This window comes from Pseudomonas sp. TMB3-21, from assembly GCF_054898145.1.
In genome coordinates, this window is the sequence record NZ_CM142718.1 from 17,173 (window position 1) to 34,895 (window position 17,723).

At 60.0% G+C, this 17,723-nt stretch carries 14 protein-coding genes; all 14 read right to left on the reverse strand.

All coding sequences use genetic code 11. The annotated features are described in order from the left end of the window. Positions 1 to 46: 46 nt before the first annotated feature. Positions 47 to 2,482: a phage tail fiber domain-containing protein gene (locus tag ACYZTS_RS00100; RefSeq protein ID WP_461993100.1), complete on the reverse strand. Its 2,436-nt coding sequence runs from the start codon at positions 2,480 to 2,482 to the stop codon at positions 47 to 49. A 64-nt stretch (positions 2,483 to 2,546) separates the two neighbouring features. Further along, complete coding sequence (locus ACYZTS_RS00105; RefSeq protein ID WP_461993102.1) at positions 2,547 to 5,096, reverse strand: hypothetical protein; 2,550 nt, start codon at positions 5,094 to 5,096, stop codon at positions 2,547 to 2,549. Next, complete coding sequence (locus tag ACYZTS_RS00110) at positions 5,093 to 6,868, reverse strand: hypothetical protein (protein ID WP_461993104.1); 1,776 nt, start codon at positions 6,866 to 6,868, stop codon at positions 5,093 to 5,095. Before ACYZTS_RS00110 ends, ACYZTS_RS00105 begins: the two co-directional genes overlap by 4 nt. Beyond that, entirely contained in the window at positions 6,865 to 9,279 is a 2,415-nt protein-coding gene (locus ACYZTS_RS00115; RefSeq protein WP_461993106.1) for a hypothetical protein, read from the reverse strand. The genes ACYZTS_RS00110 and ACYZTS_RS00115 overlap by 4 nt, the downstream gene beginning before the upstream one ends. Before the next feature lie 4 nt (positions 9,280 to 9,283). Then, positions 9,284 to 9,757 carry a virion core protein, T7 gp14 family gene (locus ACYZTS_RS00120; RefSeq protein WP_461993108.1) on the reverse strand — a complete coding sequence of 158 codons (474 nt, stop codon included), beginning with the start codon at positions 9,755 to 9,757 and terminating at the stop codon, positions 9,284 to 9,286. Continuing rightward, positions 9,745 to 10,221 carry a hypothetical protein gene (locus tag ACYZTS_RS00125; RefSeq protein ID WP_461993109.1) on the reverse strand — a complete coding sequence of 159 codons (477 nt, stop codon included), beginning with the start codon at positions 10,219 to 10,221 and terminating at the stop codon, positions 9,745 to 9,747. The genes ACYZTS_RS00120 and ACYZTS_RS00125 overlap by 13 nt, the downstream gene beginning before the upstream one ends. Further along, positions 10,202 to 12,511, reverse strand: coding sequence for a phage nozzle protein (locus tag ACYZTS_RS00130; RefSeq protein WP_461993111.1), 2,310 nt, complete (start codon positions 12,509 to 12,511; stop codon positions 10,202 to 10,204). The genes ACYZTS_RS00125 and ACYZTS_RS00130 overlap by 20 nt, the downstream gene beginning before the upstream one ends. Further along, positions 12,508 to 13,152 carry a hypothetical protein gene (locus ACYZTS_RS00135; RefSeq protein ID WP_461993113.1) on the reverse strand — a complete coding sequence of 215 codons (645 nt, stop codon included), beginning with the start codon at positions 13,150 to 13,152 and terminating at the stop codon, positions 12,508 to 12,510. Before ACYZTS_RS00135 ends, ACYZTS_RS00130 begins: the two co-directional genes overlap by 4 nt. Positions 13,153 to 13,209: 57 nt before the next feature. Continuing rightward, positions 13,210 to 13,593: a hypothetical protein gene (locus ACYZTS_RS00140; protein ID WP_461993115.1), complete on the reverse strand. Its 384-nt coding sequence runs from the start codon at positions 13,591 to 13,593 to the stop codon at positions 13,210 to 13,212. 10 nt (positions 13,594 to 13,603) lie between these two features. Further along, positions 13,604 to 14,062 carry a Bbp16 family capsid cement protein gene (locus ACYZTS_RS00145; RefSeq protein ID WP_461993117.1) on the reverse strand — a complete coding sequence of 153 codons (459 nt, stop codon included), beginning with the start codon at positions 14,060 to 14,062 and terminating at the stop codon, positions 13,604 to 13,606. A gap of 10 nt (positions 14,063 to 14,072) precedes the next feature. Then, entirely contained in the window at positions 14,073 to 15,077 is a 1,005-nt protein-coding gene (locus ACYZTS_RS00150; RefSeq protein ID WP_461993119.1) for a major capsid protein, read from the reverse strand. A gap of 12 nt (positions 15,078 to 15,089) precedes the next feature. After that, complete coding sequence (locus ACYZTS_RS00155; protein ID WP_461993121.1) at positions 15,090 to 15,728, reverse strand: hypothetical protein; 639 nt, start codon at positions 15,726 to 15,728, stop codon at positions 15,090 to 15,092. Then, positions 15,721 to 16,032, reverse strand: a complete 312-nt coding sequence (locus ACYZTS_RS00160) for a Bbp19 family protein (protein ID WP_461993123.1) — start codon at positions 16,030 to 16,032, stop codon at positions 15,721 to 15,723. The genes ACYZTS_RS00155 and ACYZTS_RS00160 overlap by 8 nt, the downstream gene beginning before the upstream one ends. Then, positions 16,033 to 17,721, reverse strand: coding sequence for a portal protein (locus ACYZTS_RS00165; protein ID WP_461993125.1), 1,689 nt, complete (start codon positions 17,719 to 17,721; stop codon positions 16,033 to 16,035). Between the last annotated feature and the right edge of the window lie 2 nt (positions 17,722 to 17,723).

Genomic DNA, 17,723 nt, shown 5'->3' on the forward strand with positions numbered 1-17,723 from the left:
CAGCGGTTCGCAAAGGATACCCCACGCCCAAGTGTTTCACTAGGTTTCAGTTACCCGTAAGCGCTCTACGCTGGAGCCAGTCGGTTCCAGTGTTGCCAGTCCCGTTGGTCATGCGGCGCCATCCCAGAATCATGTATTTGGTGCCGGCGGTGCCTTCTTCGATTGCGCCGATCTTGTCAATTTCCTGATCGATTGTCCACGTCCCTTGGGTAGGCAGCGCGGCGAAACGTAACGCCTGCGCTCCCGACCGGCGGCCAACCACGATGACAGTGTCCGAGATCGGAGCAGCTGTACCAGCGTCGAACTGGTTGTTTTGCATGTCCAGGTTCGACATGGTCCCGGTATCGAGCAGCACCCCGAAATATGGGTGAGCAGAGGTAACGCCCTGCCCTTTGTTGTTTGAGATTTTTACCGACCCGTTTGCGGCCTTGCCGTAGATGGCGATAGTGAACGTCGGGGCTGTGATGTTCGGCTTTATGTCAAGCAGCTGGTTGCTATCAATGCTCAGTCCTTCGACGCTTCCGCCGCCTGTGGTCCCGAACTGGATCGGCGTGGCGAATCCTTTTGTCTCGTTGTTGGTAACGCTGACGTTCTTGATCGACCTGCCGATAGCCAGCACGCCGATGTGAATCGCAATCGCGCCATACAGGTCGGTGCACAGAAGGGTATTTCCATGCACCTTTACCCCGTCGACATTGCCTTGCGATGGCGTCAAGTCGAAAGCGCGTTTCGGTTCACCACCCAGATGACGGAAGTCGTCTGTAAGCCACACATGATTGTCGTGAATATTGATGTCGGCCATCCCTGGCTCTGCAATGGTCTCATTGAAGAAGATGACCGCCTTCTGAGCCACGAAGAATTCATTGTCATGCACGAACTGACCGCGAGAAATGCCCGAGAAGTTGCCGGCAACGTAAACGCCCCATAGATAATTGTTGACGGTGTTGTGATGGAACCAGTTCTGAGAACCGTGCAGCTCTGCGGCGGCCAAAGGGCCTTGAACGCCACTCGACATTACGGAGTTAGTGAAAAGGTTGTGGTGAACCTTCACATTGTTCGCCCACATATAAATCGAACTGTGGTCGTTACAGTCCAAGCCGTTGTCTTGAAAGATGTTGTAAGCGATCTCGATGTTGTTGCCGAGGGTGTAACCGGCAGCGTTGGATTGCCCCAGAGAAATCGCCGTGACACCTGGGCTATTTTTGACGCGGTTGTTCGTAAACGTTGCGTTAATCAGGCGAGCGTCTTGCCCTACTGTTCCAAAGCTGCCTGATACCATCAAGGCGGCGCAGTTGAAGTAGTTGTAGACCAACCCGGCACGGTCCGGACTGATCTTGTTGTTTTGACCGTTAAGGTCGAAGGTGATGCCGTCGATGTACAGCCCTTGAACGACGGTGTTAATTCCTATCATGTTGAAATATTTAGGGCTTGCGTCGGTTGACTCGTTGTTCTTCATTTTGAAAGAAACGAGATCTCGACCAGCGCCCTGCAGGTTAAGGCTCGAAGCGATCTTCAGCGCTGCGAAGGTAGAACCACCCTCCATCTGCATCGTCTGCCACAGGGTCAGAATGTATGTCCCTGGTCCGGCATACAGCGGCAAGCCAGAATCGAACGCCTTTTGGATGAATGTCGAATCCACAGTGGTGCCATCGCCCTTGGCACCGAACTGCTTGAGCGACACCCGGTCGGTAACCACCAGCTCCCAGCGCGCACCGTCGTTTGCCACGATGATGGTCCCGCCGTTGTCCGCAGTGGACACATCCCCCACACGAACACGGTAATGGCCGCCACCGCCATCGTTGGCCGCGTAGTAGCCCATGACGAAAGCGCGCTGGTTACGGGCGCTGCTAAGCGACTTCAGTGCAGCGATGCTATCGACGGTCCGCGCAACGCCGAACCGAAGGTGGTCGAACAGCGTGCCAGCGTCGTAGATGATGCCGGTGGTGGTGTTGATCAGGCCAGTCACCTGGTCGATTAGGCTGGCAAAGTGATTGCTCACCCAACCTTTCGTCGTGGCGTCCTGCTGGTCGACGGGGTCTTCCATATCAACGATGCGCCGCGCTTCGGCCTGATAGTGCTCAGCGTCTCGCGGATGCCGTAGCGCTCTCGAATCGCTCTCGCCTGTTTGCTGAACCAGCATGGTCAGGTAATCGAAAACGTCTTCGTGGATCTCGGCGAAGTAATCGCCCTGGTTGCGCAGATCCGTCAGCTGCTGAACCGTGAGCACCCGGGCAATCGTCAGCAGCTCAGGCGCCGGCCCGCCCAGCAACGGATTGGTCGTGGTGACCGTGCCACCGGTTACCGAATTAGCCCCGGTTACGGAATAGTCGGTGTTCAGCGTCAGCAGCGTAGTAGCACCCGACACCGAGCGTTTCGTGACAACAAGATCGGTGTTCTTAAAAAACCTGAACCCTGTTGGCCAGGCCACAGTTGCGCCGTTACCGTTGTATTGGACAACGCTTGTCGTGTTGGAGACGGTCAAAGTGCTTACTCCTTAAATGCAAAAACCCCGCACTTGGCGGGGTTACTTTGGGATGGCTTGGCTCTTATCGAGCGATGCCGAGAGGGTCTTGGTACGACTGCGAAGGCCTGATCAGAAACTGCTGACCGTTCTCTTTCTGGATGCGCTGCTCGGTTCTGCGCAATGAGCCGGGGTTCATCGCTTCCTGTACTGAATAAAGGAAGAGATGATCCAGGGCGATGCGCGTGTAGAAGAGGTTGAGGAAAGGCGTGTTGTTCTGGGCAAGCCGTAAGGCGGATGCAGCAGCGTCATCACCGGAGCGAACCTTGCTCCACAGGTCGACGGCGCTGGCAGCGGTGCCGAGCGTTGGGCCGGCCAGCGTTTCCAGCGGCTTGTTGCCGAATCGGCTCACCTCGCCGAACATGAAGTCGCCAAAGATCCCGAAGCCACCGCCCTGCACCATCGCCGCCACCCACGTCTTGGGGTCGTCGACTGATCGAGGTTCGCGACCTTTAACGACATCCTTGGACGCCATCGACAGATAGCCAAAGGCGGTGGTCCATAGCAGCAGCTGAGCCAGCCCGAGCTTTTCGCCATTGCCGTTGCGTAGCGCGGCCATCAAATCCTTGCTCCCGCGATACCCCTCGCCCAGCGGAGTAGGCGCATAACCTCGGCCGTACAGCTCTCGCCCGAGCGTCTTCTGCATATACGCAGCGGGGAAGCTCTTGAACTGGGTCAGGAAGCGGTTGAGGTCGCCCATCGTGGTGCCGGGCCGGGTGCCTTGGTTCATGATCGAGCGCGTGCGTGCGTCTGGTTCGAGCACCGCGTAACTCACCCGGTCGTTAACGTAGGCGCGCAGGCTGCGCTCCAGACCCTCGCGGGTTTCGCGGATTGCCGACTCGGACACCTTGCGACCCTGTGACGCCAGATATTCACCAATGCGCCCGGACGGTATGCCGGGAATGCCGTCAGTCGTCATGTAGTCCCGACCATCCGCCATGCGCGTATCCATGCTGCGCAACAGGTCCCACTTGCCAGCGTCGAGGTCATACAGGCTGAGCGTGCGCGTGAAGTCCTTGTCCATTGCGCCCCAAGTTTTGCCTTTGTTCTGTGCCAAATTGTGGGACATCATCAGCCCGGCGCTGGCCTTGTTGGCGTCAGTCCACCACGACAGGCCGTTGAGCTTGAAGAACAGGGACATACCCCGGCTCATCTTGCCACCTACCGAGTCATCGGCCGAGAAGCGGCGCATGATCTCGCCGCGCATCGAGTCGGCATACACGCCAAAGCTGGACAGGATTTCCTTCTGTTCTTTGCTCCCGCGCCCCTTGACAAGCCCTGCGGTCATTTCGCCCAGCGAGCCGAGGAAGTTCTTGCCCTGGTAGCGCATTTCGCTGGCGGCCACTGGCAAATCCGTGAAACTCGACAGCAGCGCGCCACCCAGCTTGGACAGCGACTGCCACGCCCGGACGTTCGCCGCGATGCGCGCTTGCCAGGCATTGCCCGGAATTCGCGTCTGTCCGCTCACTTCAGCAAAGCGGTTCTTGATCATCGTCTCGCGGGCGGTGTTGAAGTTGCTCAGCGCCTCGGTGTCTCCACCCTTGCGGATGTCTTCTTTCAGGATGTCCATGGCCATGTTCAGGTTGGCTTCTGGATTGGTGCCGAGCCGGCGCATCATGGCGGTGTTCTGCCCCGAGAGATCCAGGCCGCGCATGACAGCCTCGCGCAGGTTGCCGGTGCCGTACTGCTGGTTGTATTCGTGCCACGACACGCCATCCTTGAAGTGCAGCACCCGCTCCTGGCTGAGCTTCTTGGCGATGTTGGCCGGCCCACGAAACCCATTTGGCTTTGGTACGTCAGCGGACTTTAGGTGATCGCCCGATACCAGCCCATCAAACACGCCCTTGAGGAATCGCGCCTCATTAGTCACGCCGTCGAAGGTCTTGGGGTCAAGCCGCGGCAGGATGTCTTCGGCCCACTTGTCGTAGCCGGCGGACCCGATCTTTTCGCTGTCATGGCTCTGGCGGGCAATGTATCCGGGGATTTTGCCAATGCTGGCGCCGGCCCGGTTCGCATCAAGGCGCGACGTCTCCTGGTATTTCTGGATCACCTTCGCGATGTCGACCACTTGGTCATTCAGCTTGGACGTGTCAAGATCGTTGCCGAGCTTCCACAGCGCGTCGGCAATGTCGATGTCGGAATCACCCTTGGCGAGGATGGCTGTCAGGTCTTTGGCTTCAAGGTCGTGGATCAACCCGCCGATATAGGCATCTCCCAGCGACTTCTGCTCAGCCGCTACCGACAGCCTGGAACCTTGGCGCGCAACGTTGGTGCCCACCAGAAACGATTCGATGCCGAGGTCCGGCCGGTCCGGGAAGCTGTTGCGCACGAACGACACCACCTCGGCGCGCCGGCGAAGGTTGATCAATGCATTGCGGCGCTCGATCAAGGCTGCCTGCTCTGCCTGCTTGCCCAGTTCATCGGCGGCCCGCAGCGTTGCCTGCTCCATGCCCAGTGCTCCCTCTCTGGCCATGATTTCTTTGGCGCGACCGCGCAGCAGCTCGAAAATCTCCGAAATTTCCTGATCGTCCAGGTTGCCAGCGGCAGCCCGCACGGCGTCGATGCAAGGGGTCATTGTCCATTCCTTATGTCGCACACGGCCGCAGCGCGGTATGCCTTCGAATATTGTTCGGCTCGGTCGGCTTCTAGCTGCGCGGCCTGCGCCTCTTCACGCCCGGCGGCCACAACGGCGGTGCGATCCGCCTCAGGCAACTGCGCCAGCATCTCGTCCACCAGCGCCTCGTCTTCCTCATAGGCTTGTCTGGCTGACTCGAAGTCGTCCTGACCCTGGGCTTTTATCTCGCTGTCCGAGCGCAGGCTTTCGGTCTGGCCTTGAGGATCAACACTGCGCGCGGTAGGTCGCTTGACGTATTCCAGCGCCGCACCTGACTTGCCGGGGGCTTCCAGGTCGAACAGCGCGTTGACGTCGATATCGCGCCCGCTGACGGCCTGGGCCACGGCGCTGCGCAACGCACTGTCGCGCACGGTCCAGTCGGCAGAAGCGGCTGTTTCGCGCGCGGTCCGCACGGCAGCACCCAATGGCCGTTGCTGGTAGCCACTCATGATCTGCTTGGCGCGGGCATCGATCTGCGACTTCAGGCGCTCAGGGACTTCACCTCGCTCAATCAACCCGAGGTCGCGGCGGTCAAATTCGCCAGCGCGGTTCCGCTCGAGTGTGGTGTTGATCTCAGCCTGACGTGCGCCGATCTGCTCTCGCTGGGCCGCAATGCTGTCACGAGCTGCGCGCTCGGCCTGCTTGCGGCTCAAGCCCTGCCCCTGATACTGCTTTGCTACGTCTCTGAACGTATCGTCCAGCTTCATAGCCTGCTGGGTCAGTGAAAGTCGTTCGTTATGCAAATCAGCCACATTGCCTACGCGCTCGCCGTTCAATGTCGGGCGGATCTCGTCCACTGCTTGACGCTGAGCATTGCGGTAGAGGGTCGCGCCATCTTCCTCAAGACTGCGAGCTAAGGAGGCACGCAGAGCCATGTCCGGATCCTGATCAAACAGCCGGTCAAAATCAGCGGCGCTGATGGACTGGGTCTGCGCTGCTGGAGATGATTGCCGCTCGGCAATGTTCGGTGCCACGTCGGCCGCTGGTGTCTCGGTCGCCATTCTCCGGCGCAGCGCATCAGATGCAGCCCCACCAATGGAATGCAGGCCCCCGCCGAGCACACCGCCCAGCGCGATGTTGGCCAGCGAGTCGGAGAGGCCGTACTCGGTTTGATCCATGCTCGCAGCAATCAGCGGCAATGGCTCGATGATCGCGGCGCCGACAGCACCGTCAACCGCACCCACGCCAGCGCGCACGCCCGCACGACCCAGAGGTGAAGCGGCGCGGCTCAGCATCGCGGCATAGCGCGCCTCGCCCACCACCGGCACGAATGCCGAGGCGACATTCAGAGGGTCGAGCAACGAAGCGGCAAGGCTCGCAGCGATCTGTGTGCCCATGGCGCCGCCGTTGGCCCGCGCCATGACCTGCTGGCGTGCAGCCTGTTCACGGTGGCGCTCAACCAGCACATCCAGCGCGCCCTGGCGAATGCCCTGATCCGGGATTTTGATTTCGAGCCCCATGCCGGCCACACGGTCGCGGGCGGCTTGAGCTTCAAGCAGCGGCGTTTCAGGCTCAAGACGGCCAGCGTTCGGGGCAAGGTAGGACTCGGGGCCCATGACCACGGCCCGGCCTTCCGCCTGCTCGGCCAGCTCCTCGGTGCGCACCAGCGAGGTGGTGGGGTTGGTGGAAAAGGCGCTGTCGAACGCTGCGTCAAACACCTCACCGGACTCGGCCGGGATGTCCAGCATCGTGCGCCGATCAAGAACCGGCGCGTCGCCTGCGAAGATGGTCAATTGTAAATCCCCATCGCTGGCCCTTTGGATCTGGTCGGGGCTGTGACGCCCTCCTGTTGCAGCTCAGCCCAGCTCTTGACGAGCGGCTTCCCATCTTTGTCACGCACGCGGTACCCGTTCAAGGTCAGCGCCAAACCGCTTTCATCGTTGGTCGGCACCCACTGCCCACCGGACTGAAGCGCTTCGTGCAGTTGGCGAGCGTTCTCGGACTCCAGCACCCCGCTGATACCTGGCAGCGGCATCAACTCTTCGGGCGTGATCCGCTTCAGCGCTTCTTCGGCGCCGCGGCTAACGGCCTGGGTATCTAGCGTTTTCGGCACACGGTATGTGCCGAAGAAATCGTACTTGTCGTTGATCATCCCCTTAACCACTCGCTGTGCAGCATCTTTCGGGCTTTCGCCTTGGAGAACGTACGAACTGGCGGTGCGGACAGCGGCTTTGTACATGGTGCTGAAGGTGTTGATCCCGCCCGACTGACCTTGAAGGGATTCGGCGAAGGCTTGCATTTCACCCTGCACTGCTTGGCCGATCTCGTCCTTCTGGCCCTTCTGCAGCCCCGCATACAGATCGGTGTCCTTGATGTTCGCCACCGTGGCCATGCGTTCAGCCACATCCTTCGGCAGCCCGGTAGCAATAACCTGTGCCTCTGCCGGCAGCTTGTTGCCCACTTGCTGCAGGATTGCGGGGAAGTCCTTGCCCCACAGCTGAGCCTGCTGCTCGATCATGGTTGCGGCATTTTCTCCGCCTTCCATCTTCTGGCTGAATGAGGCGGCGAACTGGTCGGCTGCGGCTTCCGGCAAAAGCTTCGGCTGTACCACGCCCAAGCGCTGCTGCTCGGCGGCGGTGGCGACTGCATAGGCCTGATACGCTTCTGGCGAGCCATCGTTCTGTGCGGTCTCGAAAGCCTTCTGCACGATGGGGCTGTACTTGACGGCATACCCGGCCGGGTCGGTTTGCTGCTGCTTCATCAACTGCAAACCAACGCTGGTCAGGTGCTGGTAAAGCTGCTGGTCTTCCTTGAAACCCTCGCCAACTGTAGGCGTTCCGCCAGAGCCGTACTGCCGGGCCTGTTGCTCGTGCAGGGATTCTGCATAAGCAGTGGCATCGTCAGGGTTATCAAATTTCCCTAAGTGCTTGCCTGTCTTCTGATAGGCCTTGATCGCATCCTCGTCACTGAGGATTTTGCCGTCATCGCTTACAGTCGGAATCAATACCTCCTTCCCGTCGAAGTTCGCCGATATAGAACGCACGGTGCTGATTGATCCGTCGGAGTTCTTCACGGTGGGGCGAGCATTAAGATCGATGTTGCCTTGCTCCAGCATGCCGGTGCCCTTGTCACCGAAGAATGACCCCGCCGATGTGCGGGCGGGATTGAATTTGTCCAGAATGGCTTGGCGTTCTTGCGGATCGGCCGTGGCGAATTCACGGATGGCAGGCGCAATCGCTTGAGGCTTGGCGATTTCGCTTTCGTATCGTTCGGCTGCTTTTTCAGGACCGTAGGCTGCTACGAAATCCGCTTTGGATGGCGGGTTCTTGAAGTCCAGGCCTTGCATATACGCTGCCTGCGCATCCTGCACTCGGCTGCCTAGCTCCATCCGGTTGATTGCCTGCATCTGCCGGGCCTCGACCTGCCGCTGGCGGGCCTCGGCCTGAAGCCGGCGCTGCTCCTGCTGAAACTGGTCGGTCAGGCGCAACTGCGCATCGGCGCTCAAACCGTCCTTGTTGGCTTCAAACATCTGCCTGGCTGTGCCGAGGTTTTCCTGGGCAACACGACCGATGACGCCAGTGAGCAGCTTGCTGCTGGTGTTCAGCTTCTGAAGCTCGGTTTCCTCGGCAGACCACCCAAGGCGATCGGCCCGATTCTGCACAACGTCCAGCGCTTTCTGCTTGTAGAACCCCACCTTGTTCGGGTCATTCGGATTCAGGGCCGCAGAATCGATCGAGAGTTGCACCGACGCAGTATCAACGTCGTCCATGTAGCGCTGGTGCTCGCCGTACTCATAACGGTTCAGGTCGTTGGAGATGGACTGCTTGCGCTGTTGCACTACCTGGTTGAACCGCGCTCGTTGGCGGTCGTTGCTCAGCGACGAGCCGATTTCCTGTTGCGCCTTGTCGAATTCGCCCAGGGTTTTCCCGGTCACATCGATGGCGTGCTGGCCCTTTTTGGTGAAGACGCCGCCTTCCTGGTTGTAAAAGGCATTGTTCTGCCACTCGGTCAGCTTGTTATCGGCCTCTAACAGCGAGGTAGTGTCGGCTTCTTGCTGCTGCTTCTCCATGATCTGCGAAGCGACATTCGACAAATCGGCCAGGCCGCGCTGCAGCCCGGAGGTGTCGCCGCCTTCGGCAATCGCGCGCGCCTGCGGCAGACCTTGCGTCGAGATCTGGCGCCGGTAAGTAGGGACTGCTGCCATGTGATCAGCTCCCCATCGCGCTGTAAGCACGCGCACCATTGGCGCCGGAACTCAGCAGCGACCCGAACATGTTGCTTTGCCCGGTGCTGAGTGAGTTCGCGGCCGAGGTCTTGAACTGGGTGGCCTGGTTGCCGTAGCCCCAGGCCTCGCGTGCGGCGTTGTTCTTGATGGTCAGGGCATCCAGTTCGCCGAGCATGGCCGTGTCGTCCTGGACATTGGCGGCAGTACCACTATTGACGTCGATGCCGTTGGCGGCAAAGCCTGCGCGCTGGGAGCCGATTGCATCGCGAGTCTGGATGCGCTGCTGATCAGCCTCGAAATCACCGCGCTTGATTGTGTCCGCCGCCGAAGCCTCGGAAAACTGAGCGTTCTGCAGGGCCGCAGACGCTGCCGCCGCGCCTTCTTTCTTCGCTGCCTGAGCCTGCATCAGGCCGCCTACAGCCATGATTGCAAACGGGATTGCCGCTACTGCGCACATAGAGTGCCCTCCATCTGGAATGGGTAAAAAAGCTCGCCATTGATCCCGTAGGGGATAGGCGCTGCGAATTCGAAGCCGAGCCACTTCAGCCAGCGGATCGCCAGCAGGTTGTGTATCTCGACGAAGTTGATCAGTTGCACGTGCCGGGCTCGCGCTTCGACAAGGGCGCCACGGCAGACCGAAATGAAAGGCCGCGCGCAACTCTCTACCCACGTCGACGTCACCATCCACGGCAGCCCAAAGGTGGCGTCGTGCTTGGTATCACCGAAGATGGCCAATACCCTCCCTTCACAAAGGCAGGCGCGTACGAACTTCGTGCTGGCGATGGCGTGTTTCAGCTCCTGCTCTGCCGTCCAGCCACGAATCGCCTCCAGCTCAACGCGATCGGCTTCGCGCAGATCAGCCAGAAGCGCGGCGATATGCCAGTGCTCCAGCGCCACCAACTCAGCCTCCGGCTTGGACATTGAACATGACCCCTAAAATGGTGGTGGGCAGTGGGTCGACCTGGCGCACGAATACCCGTCCAGGCTTCTCCCATCGAGCGGAAATAAGAATTTCTGCCTGTCCCGTGAGCAACTTGATGGCGTCGTTGTAGTTCTCGCTGTTGCGCTGCTTGAACTCGTACAGGTTGTTTTCGTCGCTGCCGGCGAACATGCCCCGGCTTTCCTCGCAGATGATCGTCACGTCATTGATGCGCTTCTGAGCGCTGAGGAAATTCGGCTGATTGGACAAGGTCATGTCCAGCGTTTCGAAGTCGCTGGTGATCGGCAGGCCGATGTGCACCAGCATGGCCGGGCGCTGAATGCTGACCGATCCACTGGTGACCACTGCTTGTGGCTCCACGTTGCCATCGGCAAGGATGCTGACGGTCTTGCCTTCGAGATGAGACAGACCGCTAAACGTGGTCTTCGCCCGCCCCCAGCGCATGGACGGCAGCCCGCGAAGCGATGCCGGTACGATGGACTGCGGAATGACGGTGAGCGTCTTGGCGTCGACGTAGGCCGTGACGACCACGCGGACGTTCTCGCCATCGTCACCCACCAGCTTTATCGTGGTCCCGACGTCGCCAACCGTAAACGCGGCGGTTCCTGACAGCAGCGTGAGCGGATTCGGATATTTCCAGTCGGTGCCGTAAACAAGCGTCAGGTAGTACGGTGTCGGGCCGCGCCCATCATAGGTCAGGCCACTGTCGACAAAGAACGCCCGGTCCAGCGGCGTATCTTCGCCGGGCACGCTGAGCTGCCTGGAGGCGAACCGCTCGACGTATCGACGGACAACGCCGCCAATGAGACGGCGAACCACCACATAAACCGCGTCCTCGTCACCCTCTGGCACGCTGGCCACCGACTCAAACTGGCCGTCAGTGTCGTGGCGGTGCCAACTGAACACCTGTTGCGCCGGCAAGTACGTGAACCCGAGCAACCCACCGTCATTGCGAACGGACCAGAGCACGCTGTTCGGCACCTGAGCCAGCGCCATGTCCTTGATTTCGAATCCGCGCACCAGATGGGACGACAGGACGGTCAGGTCCTGCCCTTGAAAGCCGTCGCTGGTGTATGAGTAGGCTAGATCGGCGAGCTTTTGCCCACGCGCCTGGACGTACAGCGCGGTATTGCCGTAGACCGCCGGGGGAACAGAGCTTGATCCGATGTAACTTTGCACATTGGCCTGAACGTTCGTTGGTTTCAGGCCGGTCGCATCACCAGAAATAGTCCACTCAGCGCCCGAGGTCAGTACCAGCAGCTCTTTCAGGGCGACCATGTTGCGAATTCTGTTCACTTGGCGTGAGGCAATCGTCAGCGTGATCGCGTCGTCGTCCTTTGTCGGCGTGGAGAACCCGAAGTTGTGGAAGGACCCGACCCGGCTCATCCAAATCGTTTGAGGATTTGCATTGCTGGCGGCCATGACCAGGCGCTGCTGGTAATAAGCGACCACGCCCGGGTTGTTGCCACTTGCAAACGGGTTGTCGTAGGACGGTGGCGTGTCGGTCTTCTCTGGCGCGATGTTCAAGTCCGTGAAGGTGGTGCCGCTGGCGCGCCCGATGAAGCCAAATATCCCGCTGCCGTTGTTCTCCTTGTAGACGTTGTAGCTTGCAGCACCGACCACGGCGCTCCAGCTCAGGTTCGCCCCGGCCTTGTTGTCCCAGCTTGAGACGCTGGCCGGCGAAGAAGGCAGAGACTCTTCCGCCGATTCGCTGCCTGATACAGCGGTCACTTCATAGCGAAATGGTGTGGTGTCGCCAGCGCCACCGGTTCGCGCTGTGGCTGATAATCCAGCCGGCGCGGCAATGGTCGGCGTGAAGTTGATGACCGTCAGCGTCCAGTTGGTCGGCCCAAGGCGCCGAAGCTCTGCGGGCGCATAGTTCGGGTGGACGATGGTCAGCACATCCGCCGACTGCGTGTAGTTCAGCGTGAACAGATCGGCGTCTGCGTACCAGGTGGCGATCTCGTAGGGCAATCCCCCGCTCAGCAACTGACCGCCATTGGTGTAGAAGCGCAGGTACCCGTTGCCGAACTCCAGCACGTAGGTCTGCTCAGTGCTGAACTGGAACGGGATCAGTCTGGTTCTGGTGGCGCTCACTTTGGTTTCGGCGATGAACTTGGTCCCTGACCGGTTACGAACGCCCCCCTCTGGCATGACCATGAAGTTTCGGCAGGTGCGCAGCCCGGTGTAATAGCGGCCCAAATCAACACGCGCATAGGTCGCCGGGGCCAGTTCGCCACTACTGAAGGATGGTTGAATGGCTTCGGTCATGAGCAACCCCGACCAGTGATAAACACCGATTCCGGCATATGGTCGGTGCTTCCTTCGTTCATGCCTTGGGCAAACGCGGAAGCCACAAGGGACTGATACGCACCCTCGCAACGATTGACGATGCTCGGGTCTTTGGAAAGCGGCGCGGCGATCTCGACCGCCAGCTTGTAGGCCAGCGCCGAGACGAAGATGGGGTCGAAGAATCCAGGATCTTCCACGCGCACGGTGTATTCGAGCGTTGCCGGTGATACCGAAGTTGCAATCAGCCTGGTGGATTCGCCTTGGATGATGCGGAATGGGATCGCCGGAACCTGCGGCAGATCAATACCGCAGCCGTACCCCTGATAAGGCCAGGCATTGATCGGGAACACGTCATTCACAATGCGGCGCGCCATCAGGCAGTCAGCCGGCATCGAATAGCTGTAGGGGTAGGCTGGATCTGGATTGACGGCAATTTCCGCCAAGCTTACGAATTTGGTAGCGAACGGCCACGGTTTGTCGCGTAGCACCATGTCGCGGGTTTGCTCATAGAACAGCGCACATTGCTCAGCGGCAACGCTGCGCTCGGTCAGGCTGTCAATGCGCTGGCTGTTGCCGATGCGCGACAACGCCATATTGCAGATTTCGACGACACTGGCCATGGGATTCCTCGGGCAAAAAGAAAGGGGCCCGAAGGCCCCTATGTGTTGCGGGTGGTGTTACTTCTTGGTCTTCTCGATCAGCGCCTTTTCCTTGGCTGCGACCACTTCCTCGCGGTCGTCAAGCTCCTTGGCGCGCAGATCGTTCGCCTCGGCCAGCCCATTAATTTCTTCTTCCTTGGTTGCGACCAGCTTTTCACGCTCAGCAACATCGCTTTCGCGCTTGTTCAGGTCGGCTTCGCGGACATTCAAGTCCTCTTCTTCCGGCTCCTGTTCTTCCTGCTGGTGGGCTTTAACTTCCTTGGCGGAGATCGGCTTGAGGTTCGAGCCAACTTCACCGGCGTACTGCACCTGCTCACCGACTTGGCAGAGGCGGTCACCGATGTAGCTCGGCTCCAATACCTCGTACCACTTCAGGTCAGGCTCTTCAGTCTTCTTGGTCATGACTCAATCCTCAGAAGTTGTAGCCTTTGACGTACGCACGGAACGCCTGGATATCCTTCGCGAAGAACGCGGAGAACGAACCGGCAGTCAGCGGACCGGTACCCACGGTGTAACGCACACCGATGTAGCGCTTGTATGCGTCCGCTGGCAGCTTGATCGCCATCAGCGTTTTGTTGGCCGTGAGCTCAGCCAGCGCGTACGCCTTCGAGGAGAAGTGAACGGTTGGCGCGGTTGCCAGATCCGCAGTGGTGGACGACTCCAGGGTGACAGTGACAGTCCCGGCGCCCGCGGCGGTGGCTGCGGCGTCTACCTGAACAACCAGATAAACGTCTTCGCCCACACCGATGTCGCGCACGGTGTTGCTGTTCACCCCGTTACCGACCGGGAACAGGTCGTAAACATTGGTGGAAATGGCCGTCGCAGTGACGACCTGGCTGTCCGAGAACTCGGCTTGCTTATCAACGTACATGGTGAGCTCCTTAAACCAGGCGGGCTTCGGTGTTGAGGATGGCGTCAACACGGCGCACCGGCACTTCGCCAAACATCAGCGCAGGCTTGCCCGCGACGTTGTCGTAGCTCAGGGTGCCAGATGCAACCTTGTTGACGGTTTGGCGGCGCAGGAACGAACGCACACGACGCGAGACGTAGAACACCGGAGTAACACCGGTCAGGCCTTGGATCAATTCCAGTGCCTGGGTCATCAGGTCGAGGATGTCTGCACCGGTGGCGGCGTTTTTGGTCAGGGTGGCCACGTCGACGTTTGCGATGCGGACCACATAACGCCAGTCCTTGACCGCAATACCGCACTTCCACTGGTACTGGTCCATCAGCGCGCGGAAGCGGTTGCCGTTCACGTCGAACGCATCGCCTTCGCCCAGGTCGTTGTGAACCAGACCGGCCTTCGAGCCTTTCGGGTAGATGCCGTGCACGGTGCTTTCGCCCCAGCCAATCAGCCAGATCGAGGTGTTGGTCGAGCCAGTGCCGCCGGCATCGATCACGTTCGCGCCGGTTTGCGCAGTGGCAGGCAGTACAGTCGGGAAGCGTGGAGCCAGGCCGGTGAACGACTCAGGCGTCACGTCGGTGTTGCCGTAGAGCACGCCGCGCTGCATTTCCTGGTTCATCGCTTCCATGAACGACTTGGACTCGGAAAGGCGGAACGCTGCGGTGTTGCCGTTGAGCAGCGCCAGATCCTTGTCGACCTGACCGCGGCCTTCGAGGATGCCACAGGACTCGTCAACCTGTGCAGTGGTCGACTTGCTTGGCGGCACACCGCTGTTCAGCTTGCGGTAGATGACCGACGGCAGACCGGTGCGGGTGGTGATGCGCGAGCCGGTAGGAAGGTTGCCCTCGTACCATGGCATGTCGAGCAACATCTCGTTTTCTTGGGTGAGCATTTCAGCGATCGGCATGATGCCGCCGCCGTCCGGGTTCATACGCTTGGCTACATCGAGCAGCGTCGGTACGGTGTTACCAATAGTGGCCATGTATGGCGCTCCTTAAGCTGGATAATTTGGGTACATGCGTTCGGCGAGCGAGCGCTCGGCCGGTTGCTCGGTGGTGGTTTTGTGAATCGAACCCTCACCCAAGCCCTTGCCAACTCGATGAAAGAAGCGGACGACTTCGGGATGACTCCCGAGACCCGACGCATCCAGCATCTGGCGCAGTTCTGGCGTTCCGAAATCGGCCATGGCCTTCTGGGCAACCTTGACGCTCGCGTCGAAGTTGGCACCGCCGAAGTCCTTGTCCTGTTTCAGTTCGCCGATCCACGCTTCCACCTGCGCTTTCTGATCAGCCGCAGCCGCGTCCTGGGATGAGGCGAGTCGTTTGGCGTCGAACTCCATGAGCTTTTGCGCCGCGTCTTGCGGAAGGTTCAGCTCTTTGGCAAGAGACTCGAACCCGGCAAGCAGCTGCGCGTCAGGCACATAGCCTTCTGGCGCTTTGAACTCGTACTTCTCAGGTGCGCCCGCTGGCTTTGTGGCTTCGGCAGGTGGTTCCGTCGCGGCTGGAGCGGTTGCGGCAGGTTCAGCGGGCGCTGTTACTGCGGGTGCAACTGCTGGTGCTGCGACGGTCTGTGACGGAGCGGTCTCGGCACCACTTACGGTTGTGGTGGTGGTTGCCTCGGTTACGTCAGTCATCGATCTTTTCCTCTTGTTTCACTGTGTTTTCCCTGACCATGGCCGGGTAAAGGTCAGGGCACAGGAGGTTGATTTTTGCCATCAGGCGCAGGCCGGACTGGCGCTCGCCCTCGTTCAGGCTCATGCGCCCGCCGTGGGTGTCGAAGGTGGAGTGGAAGATCCGGGCTTGGCTCAGCAGGCGCCAGACGATGCGCCGGCCCCGCAGATCGCCCATCAGCCAAAGGAAGTCATCGACCTCACGCCTTTCTTCAAGGCGCTGCTTGGCCTCCAGCTCAGTGCGCTGGATATCGTCGTCATCAAACATTTAGGCTCCGAGCATTTGGCCGAGTGCGTTGTTCGGCGTGACTTCGGTTTCGGAAAGGAGCTTGGCGCCCTGGATACCGGAGCCGAGCACCTGCTGTGCTTGTGCTGCTTGTGCCTGCTGGGCGCGGGCTTGGCGTATCTCGGCAACCTGCTCATCACCGCGCACGACTGTTGGCACAACACCAATCGCATTGGCGTATTCGTCAATGAGCTGATCGGCGTCCATCTTGTCGGCAGCATTCGGGAACGCGCCGGAGAGGTTGCCCACAAACGCCGCGTAACGCTCAAGACTGGCAACGCCGAGAGCACGCTGTGCCTGGGCCAGGATCGACACGTACTCGACCTTCAGCTCGATACCGCTCAACTCTTCAGGCGGCGGCGGCAGCAACGGGATGCCGTCGATAACCCCCTGCCAGATCGGCAGCGACTGGCGCAGCATGATGTTGAAGCAGCGGTCGGTCAGAGGATCAAGGCCCTCATCGTTGATGTGCTCGAGCACTGGGCCGAGCATCAGCATCTTCTCTTCCTTGCGCTCAACGATCTCGGTAGCGCTGCGCACGTCGTCCAACTGGCTGATCATCAGGAACAGGTCGGCGAAGTAGGACTCTTTGACGCTCTGCTCTAGGTCGTTGATCTTCTGCTGAAGAGGGCCGAGCCAAGCAGGGTTCGGCGTGTAGATCGGCTGAATGGTGTTCTGGCCGCCCACCTGATCCACGTAGGTGATGCCACCGGGAATCATCGAACTTGGCTGCCCACGAAGCGTTGACGGGGCTTGCAGGGCCGGATCAGACCCTCTATCAACCATCTGCGCCGAGCGCTTCTCATAGAGCTGCAATGCTTTGATGTCTGGCAACGCGACGTGGCCTGGGCCGGTGGCGTACGCATCCTCGGGCAGCATGTCCCAACGAATGGCGATGATCGGGAATTCGTGGAAGCCCTTCTCTTCCAGCAGATCCTTCGGGTTCTCGGCCGAAACCTCATAGGTGATCGAGGAGAACGGCAGGTTCTTGCTGTCGCGCTTGCCGTCTTCACGGTACTTGTTCGGCTCGATGGCTTGGACGCAGTCGACCCACGTGTCACGACGACCTGCAGTCCACTCTGATTTCACCCGGGCGGAGCACTGTTCCTTGCCGAACTTCTCGACCAGCTGGCCCACGGTCATTTTGAATTCACGGTAGAACGTGTCCACCTTGCCGTTGGCGCCGTTTGCGACGTAATACTGGCCGACGGTGAAGGCTTCGAAGCGGAACACCTCGTCCTCGTCTTCCTCGATCGACATGGCTCCAATGCCGAAGGTGCCCATCTCTGCGTACACAACCGGCAATGCGCTGTACAGGTTCGACTTGAGGAACTTGTCACGCATGCGCTGGGTGACGTCATACAGCCAGGCCTTGATCGGGCCGAACTCCATCGCCTCCTGCGACTCGGTGCTCATCTGAAACCATGGGCGGGCCGGTGAAGTGATGCCCGACACCATGCCGGCGGACTGGGTGCGGCTCGCCTTGGTTCCGGTGCTGTTGATGATTTTCTTGCTGCGGCGATCACCCTGAGGCTTGCCGTCATACAGGAACTTCGAGCGCATCGGCAGGACGTAATCGGACAAGTCCTTCCACGTGATCTCCCACGGCTGACGCTCGCTCTTGAGCATCGTGAGGCGCTTGTCTGCGCGTTGACGTGGAGTCTCGTCCATAG